At 45.4% G+C, this 21,079-nt stretch carries 13 protein-coding genes; 1 reads left to right on the forward strand and 12 read right to left on the reverse strand.

Features of this window, described 5'->3' with window-relative positions; all coding sequences use genetic code 11:
• Positions 1 to 7 precede the first annotated feature (7 nt).
• From AC5ZC7_RS19070 to AC5ZC7_RS19085, 4 genes are all read right to left on the reverse strand, one after another.
• A complete protein-coding gene (locus AC5ZC7_RS19070) occupies positions 8 to 1,222 on the reverse strand; it encodes a low temperature requirement protein A (protein ID WP_496157308.1) in 1,215 nt (404 codons plus the stop codon).
• Positions 1,223 to 1,338: 116 nt separating this feature from the next.
• Entirely contained in the window at positions 1,339 to 3,555 is a 2,217-nt protein-coding gene (locus AC5ZC7_RS19075; protein WP_496157307.1) for a glycosyl hydrolase family 95 catalytic domain-containing protein, read from the reverse strand.
• Positions 3,556 to 3,810: 255 nt separating this feature from the next.
• Complete coding sequence (locus tag AC5ZC7_RS19080) at positions 3,811 to 4,209, reverse strand: GNAT family N-acetyltransferase (protein ID WP_496157306.1); 399 nt, start codon at positions 4,207 to 4,209, stop codon at positions 3,811 to 3,813.
• Positions 4,210 to 4,230: 21 nt separating this feature from the next.
• Positions 4,231 to 4,656, reverse strand: a complete 426-nt coding sequence (locus tag AC5ZC7_RS19085) for a hypothetical protein (RefSeq protein WP_496157305.1) — start codon at positions 4,654 to 4,656, stop codon at positions 4,231 to 4,233.
• Positions 4,657 to 4,864: 208 nt separating this feature from the next.
• Here AC5ZC7_RS19085 and AC5ZC7_RS19090 point away from each other — a divergent pair, with 208 nt between their 5' ends.
• Positions 4,865 to 6,010, forward strand: coding sequence for a serine hydrolase (locus AC5ZC7_RS19090; RefSeq protein WP_496157304.1), 1,146 nt, complete (start codon positions 4,865 to 4,867; stop codon positions 6,008 to 6,010).
• Between the two features lie 51 nt (positions 6,011 to 6,061).
• Here AC5ZC7_RS19090 and AC5ZC7_RS19095 read toward each other — a convergent pair whose 3' ends face one another.
• From AC5ZC7_RS19095 to AC5ZC7_RS19130, 8 genes are all read right to left on the reverse strand, one after another.
• Positions 6,062 to 6,727, reverse strand: coding sequence for a hypothetical protein (locus tag AC5ZC7_RS19095; RefSeq protein ID WP_496157303.1), 666 nt, complete (start codon positions 6,725 to 6,727; stop codon positions 6,062 to 6,064).
• Positions 6,728 to 6,737: 10 nt separating this feature from the next.
• Positions 6,738 to 10,988, reverse strand: a complete 4,251-nt coding sequence (locus AC5ZC7_RS19100; RefSeq protein WP_496157302.1) for a DUF6531 domain-containing protein — start codon at positions 10,986 to 10,988, stop codon at positions 6,738 to 6,740.
• A gap of 12 nt (positions 10,989 to 11,000) precedes the next feature.
• On the reverse strand, positions 11,001 to 11,336 hold the full coding sequence (locus AC5ZC7_RS19105; RefSeq protein WP_496157301.1) for a DUF3592 domain-containing protein: 336 nt from the start codon (positions 11,334 to 11,336) through the stop codon (positions 11,001 to 11,003).
• 32 nt (positions 11,337 to 11,368) lie between these two features.
• Positions 11,369 to 12,715: a hypothetical protein gene (locus tag AC5ZC7_RS19110; protein ID WP_496157300.1), complete on the reverse strand. Its 1,347-nt coding sequence runs from the start codon at positions 12,713 to 12,715 to the stop codon at positions 11,369 to 11,371.
• Positions 12,716 to 12,726: 11 nt separating this feature from the next.
• Positions 12,727 to 14,568 carry a type VI secretion system tip protein VgrG gene (locus AC5ZC7_RS19115; protein WP_496157299.1) on the reverse strand — a complete coding sequence of 614 codons (1,842 nt, stop codon included), beginning with the start codon at positions 14,566 to 14,568 and terminating at the stop codon, positions 12,727 to 12,729.
• Positions 14,569 to 14,742: 174 nt separating this feature from the next.
• Positions 14,743 to 15,855: a redoxin domain-containing protein gene (locus AC5ZC7_RS19120; protein ID WP_496157298.1), complete on the reverse strand. Its 1,113-nt coding sequence runs from the start codon at positions 15,853 to 15,855 to the stop codon at positions 14,743 to 14,745.
• A 17-nt stretch (positions 15,856 to 15,872) separates the two neighbouring features.
• A complete protein-coding gene (locus tag AC5ZC7_RS19125; RefSeq protein ID WP_496157297.1) occupies positions 15,873 to 17,393 on the reverse strand; it encodes a RagB/SusD family nutrient uptake outer membrane protein in 1,521 nt (506 codons plus the stop codon).
• Positions 17,394 to 17,403: 10 nt separating this feature from the next.
• Complete coding sequence (locus AC5ZC7_RS19130; RefSeq protein WP_496157296.1) at positions 17,404 to 20,976, reverse strand: SusC/RagA family TonB-linked outer membrane protein; 3,573 nt, start codon at positions 20,974 to 20,976, stop codon at positions 17,404 to 17,406.
• Positions 20,977 to 21,079 lie beyond the last annotated feature (103 nt).

Raw genomic sequence — 21,079 nt, forward strand, 5'->3', positions numbered from 1 at the left:
GCAGACATTATTCTTCGATAATATGCTGGCTAAAAAATTTATACCGTACCCAACTCCGGATCCCAACAAAAACAGGTACAAACAATACGCCTGCCAGGATGCCCAGGAATGCGAGATTACTTAAATATTGACCAAATGCAGGAACAACCAATAATATAACCCCAACTATCATTAATAATTTTGATACTGGTTGGATATATACCCTGTCTTCTTCCTCTTCCTCCATAATTTTTGCAATCCCCACAATCATAAAAACAGTGACCGCCAACGCAATACTAAACATCCATTGTATGGTGGGCGACAGTGGCACATCAATATCTGCCAATATGGTTTTAATACAACCACCCACCACACAGAAAGCCCCCAGTAGCGGATAATGCAGGAACACCAGCCACTGCATGTAACTATATCCTTTCTTGGTTTCCTGTTCACTCGTCATATCAAAGTAGAGGCACCAGAGTAAAAAGGCGATCAAAATACCCAATATAAAGGCTATCCAAACCGTCAGGTGTTTATCTTTTACCTCCGCCACGCCATTAACGGTAGCCAAAATGCTCTCTGCCAATACGATAATGGCAAATAAACCAAACCGCTCTACTATAGCCGCTGATGCGCTGAACACCTGCCCTCTTTCCTGCACTACACGTACAATGGTACGCGCGCCAATCAGTCCGGGTGTCAGGTTCAGCAACAAAGCCACTACCCATAATATAACAGCTACCTGGTAACTGGTAAAATAAGAAATAACCAGGGTCAGTAAGGCCAGCAGGTAATTGGTGGTGAAAAACCGGTTAAAGATCCGGTGGGAACGATCAAATAGCCCCACGCTCCACCAGAGGTAAGTAATCATCAATTGCACCACCGAAAATGCAATCACAAATCCCTGTTGATGCCCCTCAAATGCATCCTGTATCGTAATCGCCACGCCCGCAACAGCCAGCATTTGTAAAAAGGTAAACAAACGGGTTCTGATGCTGTCGTTGCCATGCAGGTCATAATATTGACTTCCATTTACCCACGACCAGAAAACCAGTGAAAACAACAAAAAAGCAGCGCAAACGCTCTGCCAGGTGGGATGTTCAGCGATATGATGTGTCAATTGGCCAACAGCTGCTACGTACACCAGGTCATAAAATAATTCGAGCCAGCTGATTTTTCGTTCATTCTGCCGGTCTGCAAAATTCCTGGGGGGGCCCCACCAGAGATTGTAATTATCTTCCATAGATAGATTTTGTGACGCCAAGATAATTATTTCAGGCTGTATATAGCAACAAAGCAGCCCCGCGGAGATCGCAGGGCTGCTCAAAATATATCACCTATGACCTTGTCAACAACCGCTTACTCGGGTATCATTCTTATCTTTTCCCCTTTAGCGGTGGATATGGTTAACCTGGTTCCATTAAGTAGTTCTGCCCGTTGTCCTCCCCTGATCACCCTTACCTTCTTATTCCTCCAGGGATTATCAAACGTCAAAGACCGTCCTCTTTCACTAATAACTTCCACATCAGCAATATTGCCCGATGCTCTTTTGGCCGACACTAAAAACGCGCCATTGGCTCTCAGCTTACTAAAGGAGGCATCAACGCCTGTTGGCAACACCGGGAATAACCGGATCACATTTCCCACGCTCATACATAACATTTCATCAATGGCATTGGCTACCACACAAGCATTTTCTACACCATGTACGTTATTATTAATAAACCCATTGGGGCGGGTATTGTCAATAAAAGCACGCAGCTTATTATAAATCGTATCTGCATTATAGCCCACCCGGATAGCTGCCATAAAGAAACTGCTGCTGGTGTTCTGATCTTTCCACCGCCTCATTTCATCAATGGTATTCCGGGACACTGACAACAACGCCGTATCGCTATCCAACGTGATAGCATTGGACGGATAGATATGCTGAATCCCCAATCCATTCCCAGGATTCCAATCCATTCCCTTTTCCGTGTAGCGGAAAACAGTTCTGCCATTCCTTGTTTGCGTGGGGAATGCACTGATATGGCTCAATATATTTTTCCATTTCCCCACTTTATCTTCGTTGATATTCAAATCATGGCTCAAATCAATCACTAAATTGAAAACATATCGCACCAGGCCCAAAGACAGGATAGGATTGATATCGTTCCCCGACCCTTCATGTATGGCATCATTGTAAATGACATACCGACCGTCTTCCCATCTCAGGTAATCTTCCCAAAACTCAGCCACTGCCAGGCCGTAAGGATAAATCTTTTTGGCGTAGCTGGTATCATAAGTACTATACCAATGTTGTCCCAGGTTCAGTAAGGCATAGGCAGCATTAGACCGTTGCTGCCAGAACATACCTCCTTTTTCAATGCCTGTTGGATGAACGCTGGAATAAAATGTATCCACCTGTCTCGTTATCTCTATCCCCATTGGTCCTATTCCTACCGGGTACAATACCCCCCTGGTATTTGTTACCTGTTCTGCATACCATTTTCCCCTTGGCATAAATGCCAGTATCGGCGCGTCATAAGGCAATGCCTGCTCCAAGCGGTTCGCCGCATATAACGCATAAAATGGCGCTTCGAAATTGTAATTCAGGTGATAATCATTATTCCAGGCGGGAGCATCATTGGAAATCCATCCGAAAATACCGGGAGGGAAATTTACATTCCTGCTGCAGGCACCCATTGTATACAGGCCCTGATAATAGCTTTTCATCATTACTGTATCATCCAGGAATACACTGGATTTTTGCCAGTATTGTTTCCACCAGGCATTATGCTTTGCAAGGATTTGGGGTATATTTTTTAATGACAAAGCACCTACACTGTTTTTAACATACGCCAATGCCTGCTTCTGCCCGAAGTTGCTTTCTACCGCTATCGCCAGGACGAGCGGCTGCCCCTTTTTAATAAGCATTTCAGACGATCTGTTGTAGTTAATTGTCTTTACCGCTATGGATGCGGAGGCAGGTATATCTACGTTCTCTTCGAAGGCACGTGTTTGCCAGATCACGTTATTCAACTGTCCGGCCGACAATTTTGCCATTTTATTTTCAGACGCTCCCAGGTCTACAGATACCATCACATCTTTTTTCAGGGCACTTACCTGCACGAAAACCAGGTTTTGTGTAGCAGCTACCCAGGAAGTAACGGATATGTTTTGCCCGATTTTAGCAGTCGTTTGACCATTCCAGATTTCCTGGCTGGCTGAAAATGGCTGAACACCTGCCTGTTTATCTTCCATCTGGGGAAAGTTAATGTCGAGCTCGGCTACCAACCTGCTACCAGCCTGGTTAAATTCGTTCTCCCCGTGACCATACTTCGACACCCATCTCCCAAAATCGGTTTTTGAAATATAAAATCTTAGCTTATCCGGCTGATAACCTACCGTAGCCAGTAAGTCGCCATTGCCCATCAGTGGGGCATCTGTCGACACATTCGTTGGAATTTCCCCGGGTGCCTTCGTCCAGGTATTCTTATACGGAGGAATAAAGGCAGATTGAGAAAACAGTTGTTTAGAAAAAAGAAAGCAAAAACATGCAATACCCAGATTTTTCAGCATTAAATTTCGGTTCATCTGTTCGATTTTAAATAGCAATAAGCGGCGGCGGATCCTGTTAAATACATTTTCATTGTCACTTTTCATCCATTCGGAAGCTTTTCGTCGGTATACAAAGTTATTGCCGGCCTGATAACGTGGACTAAAACATCACATGATGTTGAATGAATAACGCACAATATAGAAAATAATTTGTGCCGCTAAAAGTAAATAAACACATTGTTTGCCGCAGTCATTCCCCGGGGCGGCTTTGTTTTTTAAGGAGATGATGACCTAATCCTGTTTTCTTTTCATACCCACCGCAAAAACTTCGAAATGCATCTTTTCATAGTACGATACCAGGTGTGGCTCACAAAAAAACTGCAAATGCAACTGATACTGCTGCCCCTGGGTAATCAACAAACGGGTAATTTCGGTACCGATTCCCTTTTTTCTATAATCCGTATGAACCCCCAAACCACACAGGTACCCGTTAATCACCCCATCTGAAATGATTCTCCCGGTGCCCACCAGGCAATGTCCATCATAAGCGGTCACCACGCACCAACTTTGCTGCATGGCAGTCATTAGCTGGTGTTTATCCAGTTGCAAAAATCCATTCCAGTCGAGATGCCTGTACAGTTCATACATGCTTTCTGCTGTTGGCAGTTCGGTAGTATATGTTATTTCCATTTTATGGAATTATTGATAGTTTTACCAGTTAACATCATCCCTATATTCCTGGTCCCTATAATCGGGAAATGATCTTACCTTTTGCAGATCAAACGTGGTCACATTTAATTCCCAAATCGCAGCATCTTCACACCATGGATCGGTTAAAATCTGCATCACTACGGGGCCGGTTTGCCGGAGGGCAAAAACATAGTTGATGGCGATATCAAACGTAGCTCCCTGCTTCCAAATGGTTAGTGCATCGTATCCTCCCATTGCAGCCCATTGATCGTCATGGCTGATAACAGCACAGGTAGGGTCTCCATAAAAACAATTCACATAAGTTACCTCACGGGTATTTAAATGGAATAAATACCCGTTTTCATACAACCCGCCAATTAAAAGCAACTTGCTTTCAGCATGTTTTATAAATCCATCTCCGAATTGCACTTTCCATAAGTCTATCATAATATTCAAAAGCCATTAATAAATGAAAAATACGACAATTAGATCCAATGCCCTTTAATTATCCGGCAAGTTTATTGCCTGGCAAATTATTAGTGACTAAAATATCAAATAGCTCATGGGGGCCTTCGCCTCAAAAGATAAAATTCACTTTGAAAAAAGCCACCTTTTATGTAGTTTATTGCTTCAAGCTTTACAAGGTTATCTACATATGAAGGCTATTCATTTTAAAACCCTTGCCATATTTACACTTTTATCGCAGTACTGCCTTGGCCAGCAAAAGGATGTTCCTGCGATAGTGCGGCACAACAACCCGCTGAAAACCTCACTTGATAGCCTGGTGCAACGGGCAGCCGAACATTATATGCAATCCCCGGTAACATTTGATTTATCTGTTGGCATCATTAAAAATGGTGAACCACACCAATACACCTTCCATCGTGGCCCCGGCGATTTAAGTCAAAACACCGCTTACTTTGGCCTGGGTTCCATTGCTAAAACTTTTGTAGGCATCCTGCTTGCCCAGGCCGTGCTTGACAAGAAAGTGCAACTAAGGGATGATATCCGAAAATATTTACCCGGGAGCTATCCTAATTTACAATACCAGGGACATCCGGTTCGACTGGTAGACCTGGCCAATCACACTTCTGCTTTGCCCGGTATGTCGAGAGACTATGATGAGCAATATCTTGACAGCGTCACCAAATTAAAGCCAGCAGCATTCCGGGAATTTTATCGCGTTTATACGGTTGACAGCCTGTTTCGGGACATGCATCATTTTACGCTTGATACAATTCCCGGTACGAAGTATCGTTACAATGGAAACGCCATGATGGTATTGGTGGCTATTTTACAGCGGGTCTATCATGCGCCTTTCCAGCAACTGGTTACTTCGTTGCTGAAAAAGCAAATGGGAATCACACACATCAAACCGCTGTTGACTGCCGAAGAAGAAAAACATTTACTTGCGGGCCACGATGAGCAGGGCAAAGTATTACCCTTTATCCCCGATGCTGGTTTCAGGGCAGCGCCTTCCATGTTCTCCACACCAGCAGATATGCTTAAATACGCTGCCGCCAACCTGGACAAGAAAAACGCGGCCATTAACCTAAGTCATGCCATTACTTTTACCAAACCAGATGGTATGAGCCTGGGGCTAAGCTGGATGCTGGATAAAGAAGACGATGGTACTCCTTTTATTATGCATACAGGCAGGGATGGGTGCGGTTTCGCAGCGCTATGCTACCTTTATCCGGATCATAATGCCGCCATTATCATATTGGTAAATGACAGCAGCGGCCAGGGAAGAGTAGCAGATATAAAGAATGAAATCATGGCAGGGCTATGGAGATTGTAAAGAAGATCGCTTTCATGTCAACCGCCATCATCCATCCGCCTTATCTTCTCATCATTTACCTTTTGTGAAGGTGGCAGCAATTTTGTCTAAAATATTTTCCTGCGGATTAGGTGACCTTCTATAGTCATAGAATCTTATAAGATTTCCTTCTGAATATTTGTCTACTAAAGTTGGTAAATCTTTCGCCAGCCAATTTTGTGATTTCGTCAGGTATGCCATGATGATGGCCGTTGCATAGGCGTCTTTTAAGCAAATGAGAAAATCTTTGTTGTCAAAATATTTAAGCGCTGCTGCGTAATCTTTACTTAGGGCCATTCCCAATGGCAATACATACTCATCAAAGTCAGCTATGATGGTGTCAACCACTTCGGCGGTACTTTTAGACGACGAAACCGTATACCGGCTGTGTCTTTCCATATTCTCCGGCAAAATGTATAAATCTTTCCCAAAAAACAATAATGGATTATTGAGAGAGTTTGTTTGCGTTTGCTCTTTAATAGCAAATATTTCACTGTTGTTTACTGTCAGGGAATAACTCAGGAGAAATGCTCCTTTCTCTTTGATGTCTGCTTTTAAGGTATCAAATCTTATTTCTATAATGCTGCCATTTTCAAATTCAACCACCATCTTATCTGGTTGAAATTGTGTTTTGGAAGAAAGTCCTTTATACTTTTCTGTTAATCTGGATGACAAAAGCTGTAATGTTTCTTTTTTCATGTTTTATCCTTTATAGATCATACCAAGTTGTATGAAAGTTAACGTTGTTTAATGTTGTTCCATTGGAAACACTACCCGGATTACCAATACCATTCGCTATATCGTCCAGTTTTGTTTGGTTGCCGGTACTGATAGTTGCATTGGCTGTTTTTCCTTTCGTCAGATCCAAATTGTTGTTTCCTGTTTTATTGGTATTCGCCAAACTATTTTTGTCGAATACATTGGAATTGGTTTGGTTGGTGGTATACTGACTGGCTCCATTCTTCACTTCTATTACATGTATATCTCCTGTAGCAGGATCATATGCAACGTAGTCAGCCCGAATCCTTGAACCATTCACTTCCATGGTTACCTCTTCCCCAATGATCTGAAGACCTTTATTCTTTATATCCGTTTCAGCCTGTGCCCGGCCTCTGTTGGCACTACAACTCTGAACAGACAAGGCTAAAATATCTATCCAGGTATTTGGATCCTTCGTATACCCATACAGGGTAGGATTATTGCCTTCTAACCTGATGGGATCCTGGCTGATATACATCCCTTCGTCCGGGCTGTAGTACCGGAAACGGTTATATGCCAACCCTGTTTCCGCGTCCATCATCTGCCCCGGATAAAGATAATTACAAAACCCGGCATCTCCATGTAACATCCTCACATTTCCATAACTGTCAATTTCCCGCTGCCAGATTAACTCTCCGGCTTCATCATATCCTTGTATAGGTGTGCCCAACTGATCTGTTACGATGCTGTACTTCTTCTCTCCTTTTATCTTAGCGGTGGGCGCGAAATTATTTTCATTAAACACCCAGGTAATCAAATCATCGGCGCTGCTTTCCTTCGCATCGAACTCTTTCCACTCATGCAATGGCTTGCTGCCATCCCATACCCAACGGGTGATGGTATGTTTGTATCGTTTCTCAATCCGCCTCCCTAAAGCATCATATTTAAAGCTCACCCTTTCTCCATTCGGTCGTAGCACGCTTTCCAGCATACCGGCAGGATTCCACTCATATTGCCATACCTGGCCACCCGGTTCTTCTTTGCGTACCAGGTTACCCAGCTGATCGTATTTATAACTGGCATTTTTATTACTCAGTAGTCTTCCGCCTTTATCATAATTACGGTCTTTCTGCTCCGGGGTTTCAAACAAATTACCCACCGAATCGGGCATACGATATTCCACACTGCCGTCACCATAGATCACTTCCGCCAGGTTGCCGTAAGTATCATGCCTGAACTGTTTGGTACCGGTGGTACTGTCGTTGATCCCTGACAGCCGGCCGCCATCCCATGTATAATGCCGTTGCAGCCGTTTGTTACCCATTGACGTGACCTGGTCTATCAGCCGGCCTGCACGATCAAATTGGTTTTGCAGGGTTACACGACCCGTCATGCTACGTTCCGTTACCTGCCCCAGGTCATTATATTTGAATTGTGTACGCCAACCATTCGCCTCCATTTGCTCCAGCCAACTCATAGTAGTGCTGTACTGCATGCTCAAAGTTGCTCCCAGGCTACTTTTTAGCCCCACGCGTTGCCCCAGTTGATTGTATTCGCTATTCAACACATGTTCATTGCTCGTTTCCTGTATAACGAATCCCAGCAGATCCCGCTGTAACTGTACGGAAGCATGTTGGTTTTGTGCGCTGACGAGTTCCCCCATCGCGTTATAACCAAAAGTCTCCGCGCTGCCATCTTTCTCATAATATACAGTCGTCACCTGTCCTGCCGCCGAATATTCGAAAGCTTGCTGACTACCATCCGGCAAGGTTGCCTGCATTACCTGGCCGCCTGCATTGCGTATATACTGACGTGTTAGTCCGTCAAAACCTTTTTCGGTCACTATATGCCCTTCTGCATCCCGTTCAAAACTATAGATTTCCCGGTGTTCATTGATAACATGCACTAATTGCCCTTCCTTGTCATAGCCGAACTGAATGACAGCATTGCCTTGCCGCCGCTCCATGACATCTCCAAAAAAATTATACCGAAGGGCAACGGACTGTTGCCGGTTACTAACGGCAATGGCATTACCCAGGCTATCATATTGTAGTTTGACTGTATTACCCGTGTTATCTTTTTCTTCGATCGGTTTGCCCAGCAAATTATACTGCCGTTCCCGCAAAGTCCCGGTGGAATCTGCCACCTTTACTATCCGTCCCAGGGAATCATAGTCGTAGTGGATGTTACGACCATTGGGTAAAATAACATTGCTGAGCAGGTGCTGTGCATTGTGTTGCAAACGGGTGCCCGCACCCAATGCATTGATAACCTTACTAAGCTGGCCATGTTCGTATTCAAATTCCGTTACTACTCCCAGGGGATCAGTGCGCCGCACGATGTTGCCCGCCTCATCATATTCATACTGCCATATCCCTCCATTCGGCTGGGTGACGGTATCAGGCTGTTGCTGCTGGTTATAGGTGATACGCATGGCGCCCTTTCCCGGTAGTTGCAGGCTGGTCATATTACCACGGTCATCATATTCATAGGTAGTGGCAATACCCAATTCATTGGTTTCTGCTACCAGGTTATCTGCTTCATCATAGGTGAATAGTTGCGTGGCGCCATAACCATTCACAATTTTGTTGACGATACCACTGTTATGGTAGTACGTTTTTTTATGTTGCAGGCTATTGGTAGCTACCGTATAACCTTCAAAGTATTCAAACCTGTAACTGTATAAGCCTTCCGGGCCTAATGCTGCAATGCAACGGTGATGCCGGTCGTAATCAAATGTAAAGGTAGTGCCGTCGTTAAACCGGCGGGAGATAATATGGCGATCCGTCCACTGAAAGGCGTTATGATACCCTTCCGCATTATACATTTCTTTGAGGTTACCTTTGTTATCGTAGGTATAACGCATCATTTCCACCAGTATGCCCCTGTCGCCCAGTTCCGGATGTGGTACCTGTATGGCTGTAATCAGGCGGTCTCCTTTATAACGGATATGGATATCGCGGTGAGCGCTGTCTGTGATCTTTTCTAACAGCCCCTCGTGGCTATAATAAAACCGGATCGCAAACCCGTTACGATTGGTGATACTACGCAGCTGACCATGTCCCTGGTCATTATAAGCAGGGCGGTTAAAATGATATTGTAAGGCGTTTTTATCGCTTACATAATATTCTCCCGCTGTTGTGCGATGCAGTTCATATTTTTCTTTGGGATGGTAAAAGCTGGTTCCCCGCTCCAGTAAAGGGAATACTACCGGCCGGCCGGCGTTATCATTCATCACCACTACCTCGTCTTCCTCACTTATCAGCAACGACATATCGTAACTATGATAGATATTTTTTCCCAGTGGACCATCATAGTGGCTGTCGCTGTAGTAATTGGCTTCCCATACAAAAGGAATCGGACCAGGCAAATTAAAGCCTTCCAGGTAACTGGTCATATGACCGCTGGCGGCGTCTACCGGCTCTCCCAAATACTTACAGATGGAGGGTTGTACGGCTGCCCTGAACTTGTTGAATTTAGGGAAACGGGATTCTATTTTTGCCAATACTTTGGTCAACAGTTTACCCAGCATTTTCAACGAAAACTTCAACCCGTGCACCAGCCCTAAAAAGAAGAGGGCGTTCATCAGATCCGACAGTTTCAGCTGTTGTTCTTCTTTGGGACCTCCTATCAATACCGGTTTTCCAATCGGCAATACCACCATTACGGCGGTCAGGAAGTTAAGATAGAAACCTCCAATCGGGTTATTCATCAGGATTTTTCCAATATCCTGGCAGGAATAAGCCCTGCATAACCACGTACTCTGATACATCCCCTGGCTGAGCACTGTTTTACTGCCGTGCGATAGCTGGCCTTCATGCGGATGAAAGAACTTGGGCAATAGGAATAATGGATGTGGAATAACTGAATGCAGGAGATTTAATTTGCTGACCACTTTGCCCAGCCCTTTGAATTTCCCCATGAAGGGAGGAACGGACGGCATCCCCCAGAGGGCGCCCTGGGCAACGCCTTTATGCATGCCGTTGAAATATACGGTACCACCCATGGGTACATTCCGCGCAATCTCAAATCCTTTACCGGGGGTATACACCGGTATAGCGGGGAGGGTGATATGAATGTAATCCATCGGATCAAAGATCAATGCTGCAAAAGGCGTGATGGGGCAAGGCGTAAACGGCCACGGCACTTTCAGCATGTGGAAATCGAGTCCGAGGACAATATCAAAATGTTTGGCCACCGGTTTTGGATCAACCGGTGGTGGAGGCGTTAACGGGTTATTCTTTATTCTTATGTAGGCCATCAGAAAATTGCTTTAAGGTAATCTGAATACAACATCATCTTCGGGATTGGCGGGGTTGTAATACACGGTAACAGTATCGCCAGGATTCAGATTGGCTCCCAATTCCACATCGGAAGCAAAATGTTTTTTTCCATCTTTTGTCGTGAAAGAGATATGGTAACGGGTAGGCTTGGCACCATACCTGCTTACTCTGCCAGCCAGCTTATCTGTGATAGTAGCGGTTACCGGCAGATAGTCCAGGTATTTCTTTTTATCGGGTTGTTGGTTAACAAAACTCCAGGCAGTATAAGCCACTGAAAGAATGACTACTACTACAATGAGGTAAATAATAGTTTTAGATTTTTCCATGGTTAAAATACTTTTTTATGGTTACCTGCCGGTTAATTTTCAGTGGCGCCGGTATATTCCTGGTATACATTGCTATTCCGGATCTTCTGCAACCAGTTGTTGCCCCAGAGCCGGTTCATAAAAGACGTTTGCTTATTCAATTCAGGGTCGTTCAATTCGAGCATATCCTTTCCATAGAACATGGCCATGGCATTTTCCTTTAATTCTTCTTCCGGCATGCGGGATAGCAAATCCCAACCCGCCTGCAGGGTGCTGGCCGTTGCTTTATGGTTTTCGGTGCGTCGCTGGCAGGAGGCCAGCATCTGGTAAAGGCCAGCCAGCATCATGGGGTTAGCATCTTTTTGATCGAGTGCCAGGGCTGATTTATACACTGTGGCGGCTTCAGCCAGTTTCTTATCAAAATAATAAAGATTGCCTTTGGCAATCCGGTAATGAAATTGTTCCTGGTTGGTTGATGTCAGGCCTTTATGTACTGCTTCATCCGCCAGTTGAATGGCTTTGTCGATACTTTCGAGGGCCCTGGCCTTATGCTGTTGTGCGTAAAAATTATGCAGAAAAAAATAAACAATGGCTTCCTGTTGCAGCCACCGATGCCGCCTGGTGATGTTACAACATTGCTCCTTATAAAACAGCAGATCCTTTTCACTGGTGTAGGTAGCCGCTTCATTGAGCTTAATAAGATATTGCTGAAACTGGATAATATCTATTTCCTCCTGCGAAGTTTTCTGCGCCTTTGCCTCTTCCAGTATCTGGTTCATGGCGCCGGGAATATCCAGGTCGGGTTTAATATACCGCGCGCTGGGATTGTTTTTTACCAGCCCCTTATATAATTCTGCTTCTGTATTATCATACAATAAAAAACGCAGGGAGGAAGGTATCCTGGTGGCGGCCAGTAAGGTGATCCATTCTACCAGTTTATCAAAATCGCTTACCTGTTCGGGGAACAGGGTGATCACCAACACGCTGTTTCTTCCATCTATCTGCAGGGCAGTCGCCAGGCTGGACAAAGCTCTTACAAACTCTTCCTGGTTAACGGCCGTTTTCTCTCCATAAGGGTATTCCCACCCTATCTTACTGCCATATTCAGCTACCAGTTTGCTGTCTTCATTGAATTGCTGAAAATATTGGTGGAGATGCTGTAATAACCTGGCAGCGTAAGCACCTCCATCTCCTTCAAAGGGTTGTTGATGCAACAGGAAAGTATCTGGCAGATTTTTCTCCTCAGATAGCTGGAACATCACAAAACCTTTGATGGTTTTGTACTCCACCAGGTTGGCTCCTATCATGATAAATGTACGTACATCCGGATGATCTTTCTTTTCCTGGCTCCATAAATCACTCAGCTGTAGCACCCGTTGCATAATGGCATTGTTCTGCATACTCTCCCGGATTAATTGATACTCACTTTTTGCCCCACCAGGATGGATTCGCCCTGTGCCTGTATGGTCAGTTTTCCGGCAGAGCCGAGTTCTGTTTCCGTTAATGCGCCAATACTGCATTTTTGTTTGGCAGCGATATTCACCTCCTGGGGATCTACCGAAAATCCGGAGCCGCTGAACGCATCTCCTTCTCCACTTCCTGATCCCATGGATACCAATTCCGACCCTACTCCCGATATTTTCTTTGCACTGAGCATGATATCTTTTTCGGCAGAGATAGTAATATCCCCTTCGTTATTGAGGGTAATGGCGCTTTTAGGGGACTCTCCGTCTCCACACAGGATCTCTATTTTCACTTTACTTTTAACTGTAATAGTACCAGCGCCATCTATCTTCACACTATTACCATCTTTATCCTCCACAAATACGCTTCCGTCTTTATCGTTCAGGATAACTTTGTTTCCGCTGCGGGTTTGCAGTGCCTTCACATCGTTGGCAGCATTACCGAAGCTGTTGTTGGCTTTGCCGTGATATACCGCGCCCACGATATAGGGTCTCGTGGCATTGTCACCTTCAAAACCAGTGATCACTTCTTCACCGGCTTCAGGGATGAAGAACATTCCCTTACCTCCACCAGCATGAGGCGTAGTAACCCTGATCCAGGGTGTTTTTTCGTCTCCGTTCATCCAGTGCAATTTTACGCGCACCCGGCCTAATCCCTGTGGATCGTTATTATCCGTTACGATGCCGCTCTGTGCTTCACAAACCGGCAGGTCCGGAATAGTAACCGGTGGCAGGAGAACAGAGGAAGGAATAGCGGTAAATTCGTTATAATATTCTCCTTTTGTATCTACATAATGTTCCACAGCCGTTACCAGGTATTCACCATATTCTTCGGAGTGCTTACTAAACATATTATTGTTGGTCAGATCTGTTTTGGAACCTACTCCTATACCAGGGTGACCACTTTTGCCGGTTAAACGCACCATTTTACTGCTTTCCATGGCATTAAACAAGGTGGCCATATCGTCCTGTTGTTTTTTGCTGCTGGAATAGCGCACGCTCCATTGTTTAGGTTGTGTGCCATAGAGCGTTTGTGATTTTTCATGTACTTTTTCGCCCAGCGAATTCAGCCCGGCTTTTTTCCCGATGGCATCATTTACAGGTACGCTGGTATATAACTGGCTGCTCCGGTAATCCCAGCCCAGGTATTGCATCTGAGCAGGTTTTGCATTCAGGTTGATGTTAAAATGGCTCAGTGTACTGCCGTATCCCAGGGTAGTTTTATCCTCACCTTCCGGAGGTCCTACCACCAGGCTGCGGCCATCCCAAAATAGCCACTCACCATATTCGGAGGTCAATCGTTTTAAAAAATTCCAGGCAGTTTCTTTGTACTGAACAATGTACTCCAGGCTTTCCTTAGACAAAGGCCGGATTTTAGGTTCCAACAGGTTTTGCGGGAAGAACTTCAGGACGTCCTGTACAATCTCTTTGACAGATTTATCCTCCCAGCTTTTACAGTGTGGACCGCTGTCCAGTACAATAGTAGGACTGTATCCGGCGATGATAACATCGCCATATTCGCCATTAACGCGGGAGGTTTCAATGCTGGTAACAATACCGTTAAATTGCATCTCTCCTTTAATACCAACACCAGATATGCGGGCATTAAAAGTGGCGCCAATCATCTCCCGGGAAGAAGTAAAAATACCGGTTACGCCGTCAACGGTTTCTGCCGGACAAACGAGCTCAAACTGATGATGGTCGAATATGCTTTGCTTCAGGGCAAATGATCTGAATTGCTTAACGGCATTGCCGTTGATGCTAAACTGGGTGTCAGTTAACTGGGTCATACAAATGGAGATAGTAGGTTTAAAGACTGGTTATCTGCATTTCTGTACAACAATTGTTGTATCAAAATACGGATTTCAATATAGCATTTTTTTTAGTATTGCCGGGGTTAAATAAAAAAGTATTGCCCCCAAAAGATTTAACTCCTTTGAGAGCAATACTTCTCATGTGTTTTTTTATTTTGCAAACAATGCTTTCAGCTGCTGTTCTATTTCTCCATTACCCTCTTCCCCAAAGCCCACCTGCTTCATCATTATCTTTCCGTCCGGTCCAACCAGGTAAGCAGTAGGAACGGCTGTTACGGCAAAACTGTTCACAGACACGTTCTTAGTGTCTAGTACCTGCGGCCACGGCAACTGTTGCTTTTTCAACTCATTCAACCAGGCATTTTTATCCGAATCAATGGAAACACCCAGCACCTCAAATTTATCACTGCGGTATTGCTGATATAGTGCCTTCATATAAGGGAAGGAAGCCTTACAAGGTCCGCACCAGCTCGACCAGAAATCAATCAGCACATATTTCCCCCGGAAACTACTAAAAGTAATGGGTTGATCCACTGGCGTATGCAATGTAAAATCAGCCACCTCAAAACCTGGTACTGCGCTTTTTATACCCACCAGTCTCGCGGCCACTTCCTTTCCTGGACCGGAACGTTTCTGTAGCGGACTCAGCTTATTATAAAGTCTTTCCAAATCAGCCGATGGCAAAACAGACTGATAACGGCCAAGAATAAACGCGCCGGTGTAAGTATCTGCACGGGCTTCAATAAAACGGCAGATATACGGCATCAGCCGTGTTTGCACCTGTTCCTGGAAAATCACATTCCGGGCTGAATCGGTACCCGTTTTATCCGGGAAACGCTCCTTTACCGCTGCGTTCATTTCCAACCTCACCCGTTCCCTTCCTGCTTCGAAGTCCTGGAAAGCCACTGCCGAATTACTGCCCCGGATCTTTGCTGAGCGAAGCCCTTTGCTGATATCCGCTACGTCAACGTAAACGGTGCCCGGACTTTCCGTCACCAGGAACAATGCCGGGGGAAAAGGTTTCGAGCGGGTCTCATACTCCGCACGAAGCTGAAGCGCTGCATCTTTTACCCAGGGCATAGTAATGGAGAAGCGGCCATTTTGTATTTCAACAGAATCCTTTTTCTTTCCATCTTCCAACACATATACTTTATGATATCCTTCCAGGTCTCCTTTCACAGTTCCTTTGATCACCATTTTTGATTGGGCCACTACTGCGGCGGAACATCCCACCATTATTAACACTGAAAATAACTTTCGCATATTCATCCATTAAACGATTAATAGGAACGGGTTTCGAGCGGAATACCCCATTGAGGATTAAATCTGAGCACCACATTGCTGATGGGCACAATAAAATCTTTAGAGTCGATGGTACCTGTATAAGTCTGACTACCCACTTTATGCGTGATTTGTGATTTAGACCAGGGCTTACCATTCTCCAATGCGAAGCGTTTCAGATCGAGGAATCTTTTGAAACCACCCACAGGTAGCTCCCGTCTTCTTTCCTCCAGTACCCATTGAATCACCTCATCCCGGGTACCAATGGTCAGCAGTGGAGTACCGGTTTTAAACCGGTATTGGCGAAGTGTATTGAGATCGGCAATCGCCAACTCCAGTTTATTGGTTCTGGCATATCCCTCTGCACGCATGAGCAGCACTTCGGGCCAGGAGAAGCCATCCGTCATTTTTGTTTTCCGGAAGCGGTAGGTACTGATGCGCATCCCATCATCATAGCCTCCGCCAACGCTGGTTTTATAGCCGGGCGCATTGAGAAAGAATAAACTGAACCTGAGATCATTTGTCCGGTCATATAATGCCAGTAACTCCGCCGAAGGATAAGACAATGAAGCCGCCACACCGGCATCCCTGTCGGTAGCCCTGTAAAACAACATTTCCCGGCTATTGACCAGGTTAATAAACCCATCCTGGGAACTCACCAACAGCGAAGTAAGCGGCCTGGAAGGATCTGCCAGTTTGATTTTATTATAATCGTACAACACCGCCGCAGGGCCGCCACCGGCGGTCCAGGCCAGGTCGGCATAATATACCACACTATCATACTGATGGGTAAAAAGATGGTAGTAAGCTAACATCGCATGACCGGTGGCCTTGCCGGCCCGGGAAGGCCAGGTAGCCCGTACCGGCAGATCCGGTAATGCGCCATGCAGTTCACGAAGTACGCGCGTGGCCACTTCTTCTGTAGTAGATAAATCAGGAATGGGTTTGTTGACATCAACATCTACCACATAAGGAATCGTTTTGGTAGCATTAGGGGTACCCGGTTTGTATACCGGTCCGTATATCATATTGGCATTGAAATAACACCATGCTCTTGCTACTATCGCCTGTGCCACTGAGCTTTTACCCAAGGTCTCCTCTTCCGGTGTTTTTTGGCCAACGCTCCGAATCCCTTCAATGACGTTGTTGAAATACGATATCTGCGGATATATGCCCAGCGACCCGGAACTCCAGAACTGATCATCAATATTGGGATTCTTGTAAGGTTGACGGAAAATGTGTGCATAATAACGTTCCACATTCGGATGACTATTGAGTACAAAGCCCACTTTTCCCTGTCCTTCTGTTATTTCAAGATTATCACCCAGGGTAGCGAGTATCGACCCTTTATTACCATCCAGGAAATTGAGATCTACTGTGCTGGTATTATCCAGCAGATGATCATAGTCTGCTACCGTTGATGGAATGAGCTTTCCTTTAGGCTTTACATCGAGGTATCGTTTACAGGAACCCGCCATTAAAGCAGCTGCAATGAGTATAATATATTTTTGATGGATCATAATAATAAGATTAGAGATTTACAGAAAATCCGATATAGTACTCGGGTCTCATAGGAAGTCCCCTCTTAACGGGGAAACTCGTTACCTGCTCCAGTGTTTCCGGATCTATCCCTACATTGTTGGCTGTTACCATCAACAAGTTGCGACCCTGGAAATAAATTCTGGCATTGTTCAACCCAGTATTACCCCATATTTTATTGTTGAGCCGATAAGCCAGGGTAAGGTCCCGGAGTTTCACGAAATCTGCTTTTTGAACCATCATAGTCGTATAAGGGAAATACCAGGCATCTGAGTTGAAAGCAGCGAGCTTCGGATAAATGGTATTATTCTCATCACCGGGTTTGCGCCAGCGAAGCGCCGCATCTTTATGATCCAGGTTATCTCCGTTGTAGGTATCTCTGCGGAACACGCCTCCCATTTGCCCGATCAGCATAAAGGAGAGATCAAAGCGCTCATAGGTGAAGGTGTTGGTCAAACTCAATATAAATTTGGGCCTGGCTGTTCCGGTATACACCATGTCTTTCACGGTCAGATCGTTTCCATATATTTTCTTTCCTGCTTCGGAATAATATTGTGGGGTACCTGTGTTATCCAGTCCGGCAAACTGATAACTGAAAATGCCGTCGAGTGGATAACCGGTTCTTAATACGGCGCCTCCTGCATTACTTCCCAGTATGGTACTGGAAAAAGCGAAGGTCAGGTAGTTAGGACTTGGATAATCATAATTAAACTGTAATACCTTGCTCTTATTATAGCTGCCATTGAACAACACATTCCAACCAAATTTATCCCCTTTCACGACGTCTGATTCCAGTGATAGTTCAATGCCGGTATTTCTTGCGGAACCGGCATTCCTCGTAATCATTGCCCTTCCATAAGTAGGATCAATAAAATCAGGCGCCAGCAGATCTTTACTGAGCTTGTTGTAATAATCAATGGTCAGGTTCAGGCGTCCGTTCAACAAACGTACATCCGTTCCAAAATTTGAAATGATAGTACGCTCCCAGCGCAGGTTATTATCCGGCAGGGAAGCTATGCTGTAAGGGATGCCTCCTGTGGTAGCAGAATACTGTGCCGGTGTGACCAATAAAAACGGACCTTGTGTAAAGGAAATATTTCCATTGATACCATAAGAACCACGTATATCCAATTTATCTATCCACGGCACGTGAAAGAATTTCTCCTGGCCGAGTTTATACGTTCCACCAACAGACCAGTTGGGCTTATACCTGTACTTATGATTGGTGCCAAACAGGTTACCCTGGTCGATACGCGCACTACCACTCAGTATAAAACGATTATCATATTCATAGGAACCATTGGCATACACGGAGAAGAAACGGTTATCACGCAGTGAATAGGAGCCATAGTTAATGACCTTTGCACCAGCGGGAAACAGGAAGTCTGCCGCATAAGCGTTGCTGTTGAAATCCTGGTAATTGAACGGAGCAAAGGTTCCCGCCTGGTCATTATAACCCACCTTGCCGGGCACCACGTTGTTGTCGACCAGGTCTTTATTTACCTCACTACCGGCAATCAATGAAATCCGGTGAACACGATTAAAGGTCTTGTTGTAGTTTGCCTGGGCTCTGAATGTGTAAGCCTCACTCTGGCTACGGGTTTCATTCAATATAGCTCCTTCCGGCAGGTAATGCTTGCCAGGACTGGAAATAGAAGAGGTTGCATTATACAGTGACCGCACATAGAAGGAGTTGGCATCGCGCAGGCTGCGCAGCATACCACTTCCCCGGGTCCATGAACCACCTACTTCTGCACTTAGCCCATCTGCAATATCTACAGACAGGCTGGCTCCTAATCTCGCCTGAAATGCCTGATTCCTGGTAGTGGCTAATCCCAGGTCGTTCAGCGGATTATAGTCCATCGATTTGAGACGACCGTAATTCGCATAACGCTCCAGCAGATCCGGTCTTCCGGCAGGAATATTCTGTGGATTACCGGATGGGTCAACCAGGTTATAATAAGGCTTCATGGTTTTCCAGCTGGTAAAATCAAGCATATCAGCGGCATCCATGGGTGTTTTGCTATTATAAAAGTTGATGTTGGAGAACATTTTAAAGGTAACCCGCTTCACTGGTTTCCAGTCGTTTTTGAGATCCAGGATCAGGCGGTCGTTGTCATTACCTTTCATGTTACCCTGTGTGGTGATATAGCGAATAGCCGCATTGGTAGAGAATCTTTCTGAGCCGGCGGAAATAGAAAGGTTATGTTGTTGTGTTAAACTCCTGCGGAATAAATACCGCTCCAGCTGATCCTGGGTATTGTTTTTTCTCAGCTGGTCGAGTTCTTTATTCATTGCTGCTTCAGAAATCAGCCCCTGGTCTTTCATGATCATTAACTGTGTAACACGGCCGTACGCAGTATTGGTTTCGTAATCCTCCAGAATACTGGCTGCATCGCTGTTGTAGTAATCCACTTCAGCATCTACATAGTCTGCCGCACTGGCTTTATGCAGGTAAGATAATTTTGGGCGAAGTGTTACGCCCATGCTGCCTTTATAGCCAACCTGCAACTTTCCGTTCTTAGGCGTTTTGGTGGTGATAACGATTACACCATTGGAAGAACGGGCACCATAAATAGATGCAGCCACTGCATCTTTCAACACGGTAATGGTTTCAACGTTGTCAATGTTCACAGACTCCAGTCCACCCGGTGCCGGAAACCCGTCAATCACGACCAGCGGATCTCCATTCGCCAAAAAAGTAGATCTTCCGCGTACCTCCACTTTACCCTCCTTAGTGACGGCAACACCAGCGGCCTGCCCTTCCAGCATGGTCAACAGACTGGGTTGCAGTTTGCCTTCCAGTCGCCTGGTTTGCACGGAAGAATAAGCGCCTGTCATCCTTTCCCGGGAAATAGACTGATACCCGGTGTTTACTACGGTCACGGCTACTTCATCGAGTTTAGTGGAAGCCTGGGTAAGTTTTACCACCAGCGCAGGTTGTCCCTCTTTCAGCATTTCCGCGGTCACCATCACTTCACGGGGTGTATATCCTACGTAGGTAAACCGGAGCGTATTGCCTTCATTTACCGGCACGGAAAAGCTGCCATCGGCCGCTGTGGCGACTCCCTTTTGGGTTTCTTTCACCTGGATGGTAACGCCAGGCAATGGAATACCGTGCATATCGGTGACGCGGCCTGTAATTACTTTTACAGCTACCGGTGCAACATTCCCGGAAACGGGCGCAGTGGAAAGTTTTCGCGACAGGATAATTGTTTTTCCCTGCAGCACATAATCCAGTTGCTGGTCTTTCAACACCAGGTCCAATACCTTGTTTAACGGAACATCTTTAACCGCAACAGACACCGTTCCTGATCCAGCCAGCAATTCCTTATTGCTAAACAACACATATCCTGTTTGTTTTTCGATAACAGAAAATATCTTTTTTAATGGGAGATTTTTTCCTGAAAGTGTTACCGACTGGGCAGAAACGGCCGCTTTCACAGACACCAGGGCCGTGATCAGAAATACAGGTAGCAGCCTCATTACTTTTGAAATTTGTGCTCGTAGCCTGCTTCCCTGCGGGGCAGAGAAATGCAGGCCACCGTAAGCAGTTTTTTGCATAACTTGTGACTAGTTTTGGTTGTGAATAAAAACCGGTTTGCGAAACCTTTTATGAATCAACTAAAATACCGCCGGAAACGAGGCCAATCGGTTCCGGCATTTT

The organism is Chitinophaga sp. 9-1-y, assembly GCF_059511905.2.

Excerpts from the sequence above, each read along its gene's own strand:
- AC5ZC7_RS19125 (WP_496157297.1), bottom strand. The coding sequence starts at position 17,393 with ATGATCCATCAAAAATATATTATACTCATTGCAGCTGCTTTAATGGCG.
- AC5ZC7_RS19085 (WP_496157305.1), bottom strand. The coding sequence starts at position 4,656 with ATGATAGACTTATGGAAAGTGCAATTCGGAGATGGATTTATAAAACAT.
- AC5ZC7_RS19080 (WP_496157306.1), bottom strand. The coding sequence starts at position 4,209 with ATGGAAATAACATATACTACCGAACTGCCAACAGCAGAAAGCATGTAT.
- AC5ZC7_RS19115 (WP_496157299.1), bottom strand. The coding sequence starts at position 14,568 with ATGACCCAGTTAACTGACACCCAGTTTAGCATCAACGGCAATGCCGTT.
- AC5ZC7_RS19130 (WP_496157296.1), bottom strand. The coding sequence starts at position 20,976 with ATGCAAAAAACTGCTTACGGTGGCCTGCATTTCTCTGCCCCGCAGGGA.
- AC5ZC7_RS19100 (WP_496157302.1), bottom strand. The coding sequence starts at position 10,988 with ATGGCCTACATAAGAATAAAGAATAACCCGTTAACGCCTCCACCACCG.
- AC5ZC7_RS19090 (WP_496157304.1), top strand. The coding sequence starts at position 4,865 with ATGAAGGCTATTCATTTTAAAACCCTTGCCATATTTACACTTTTATCG.
- AC5ZC7_RS19105 (WP_496157301.1), bottom strand. The coding sequence starts at position 11,336 with ATGGAAAAATCTAAAACTATTATTTACCTCATTGTAGTAGTAGTCATT.
- AC5ZC7_RS19095 (WP_496157303.1), bottom strand. The coding sequence starts at position 6,727 with ATGAAAAAAGAAACATTACAGCTTTTGTCATCCAGATTAACAGAAAAG.
- AC5ZC7_RS19110 (WP_496157300.1), bottom strand. The coding sequence starts at position 12,715 with ATGCAGAACAATGCCATTATGCAACGGGTGCTACAGCTGAGTGATTTA.
- AC5ZC7_RS19075 (WP_496157307.1), bottom strand. The coding sequence starts at position 3,555 with ATGAACCGAAATTTAATGCTGAAAAATCTGGGTATTGCATGTTTTTGC.
- AC5ZC7_RS19070 (WP_496157308.1), bottom strand. The coding sequence starts at position 1,222 with ATGGAAGATAATTACAATCTCTGGTGGGGCCCCCCCAGGAATTTTGCA.
- AC5ZC7_RS19120 (WP_496157298.1), bottom strand. The coding sequence starts at position 15,855 with ATGCGAAAGTTATTTTCAGTGTTAATAATGGTGGGATGTTCCGCCGCA.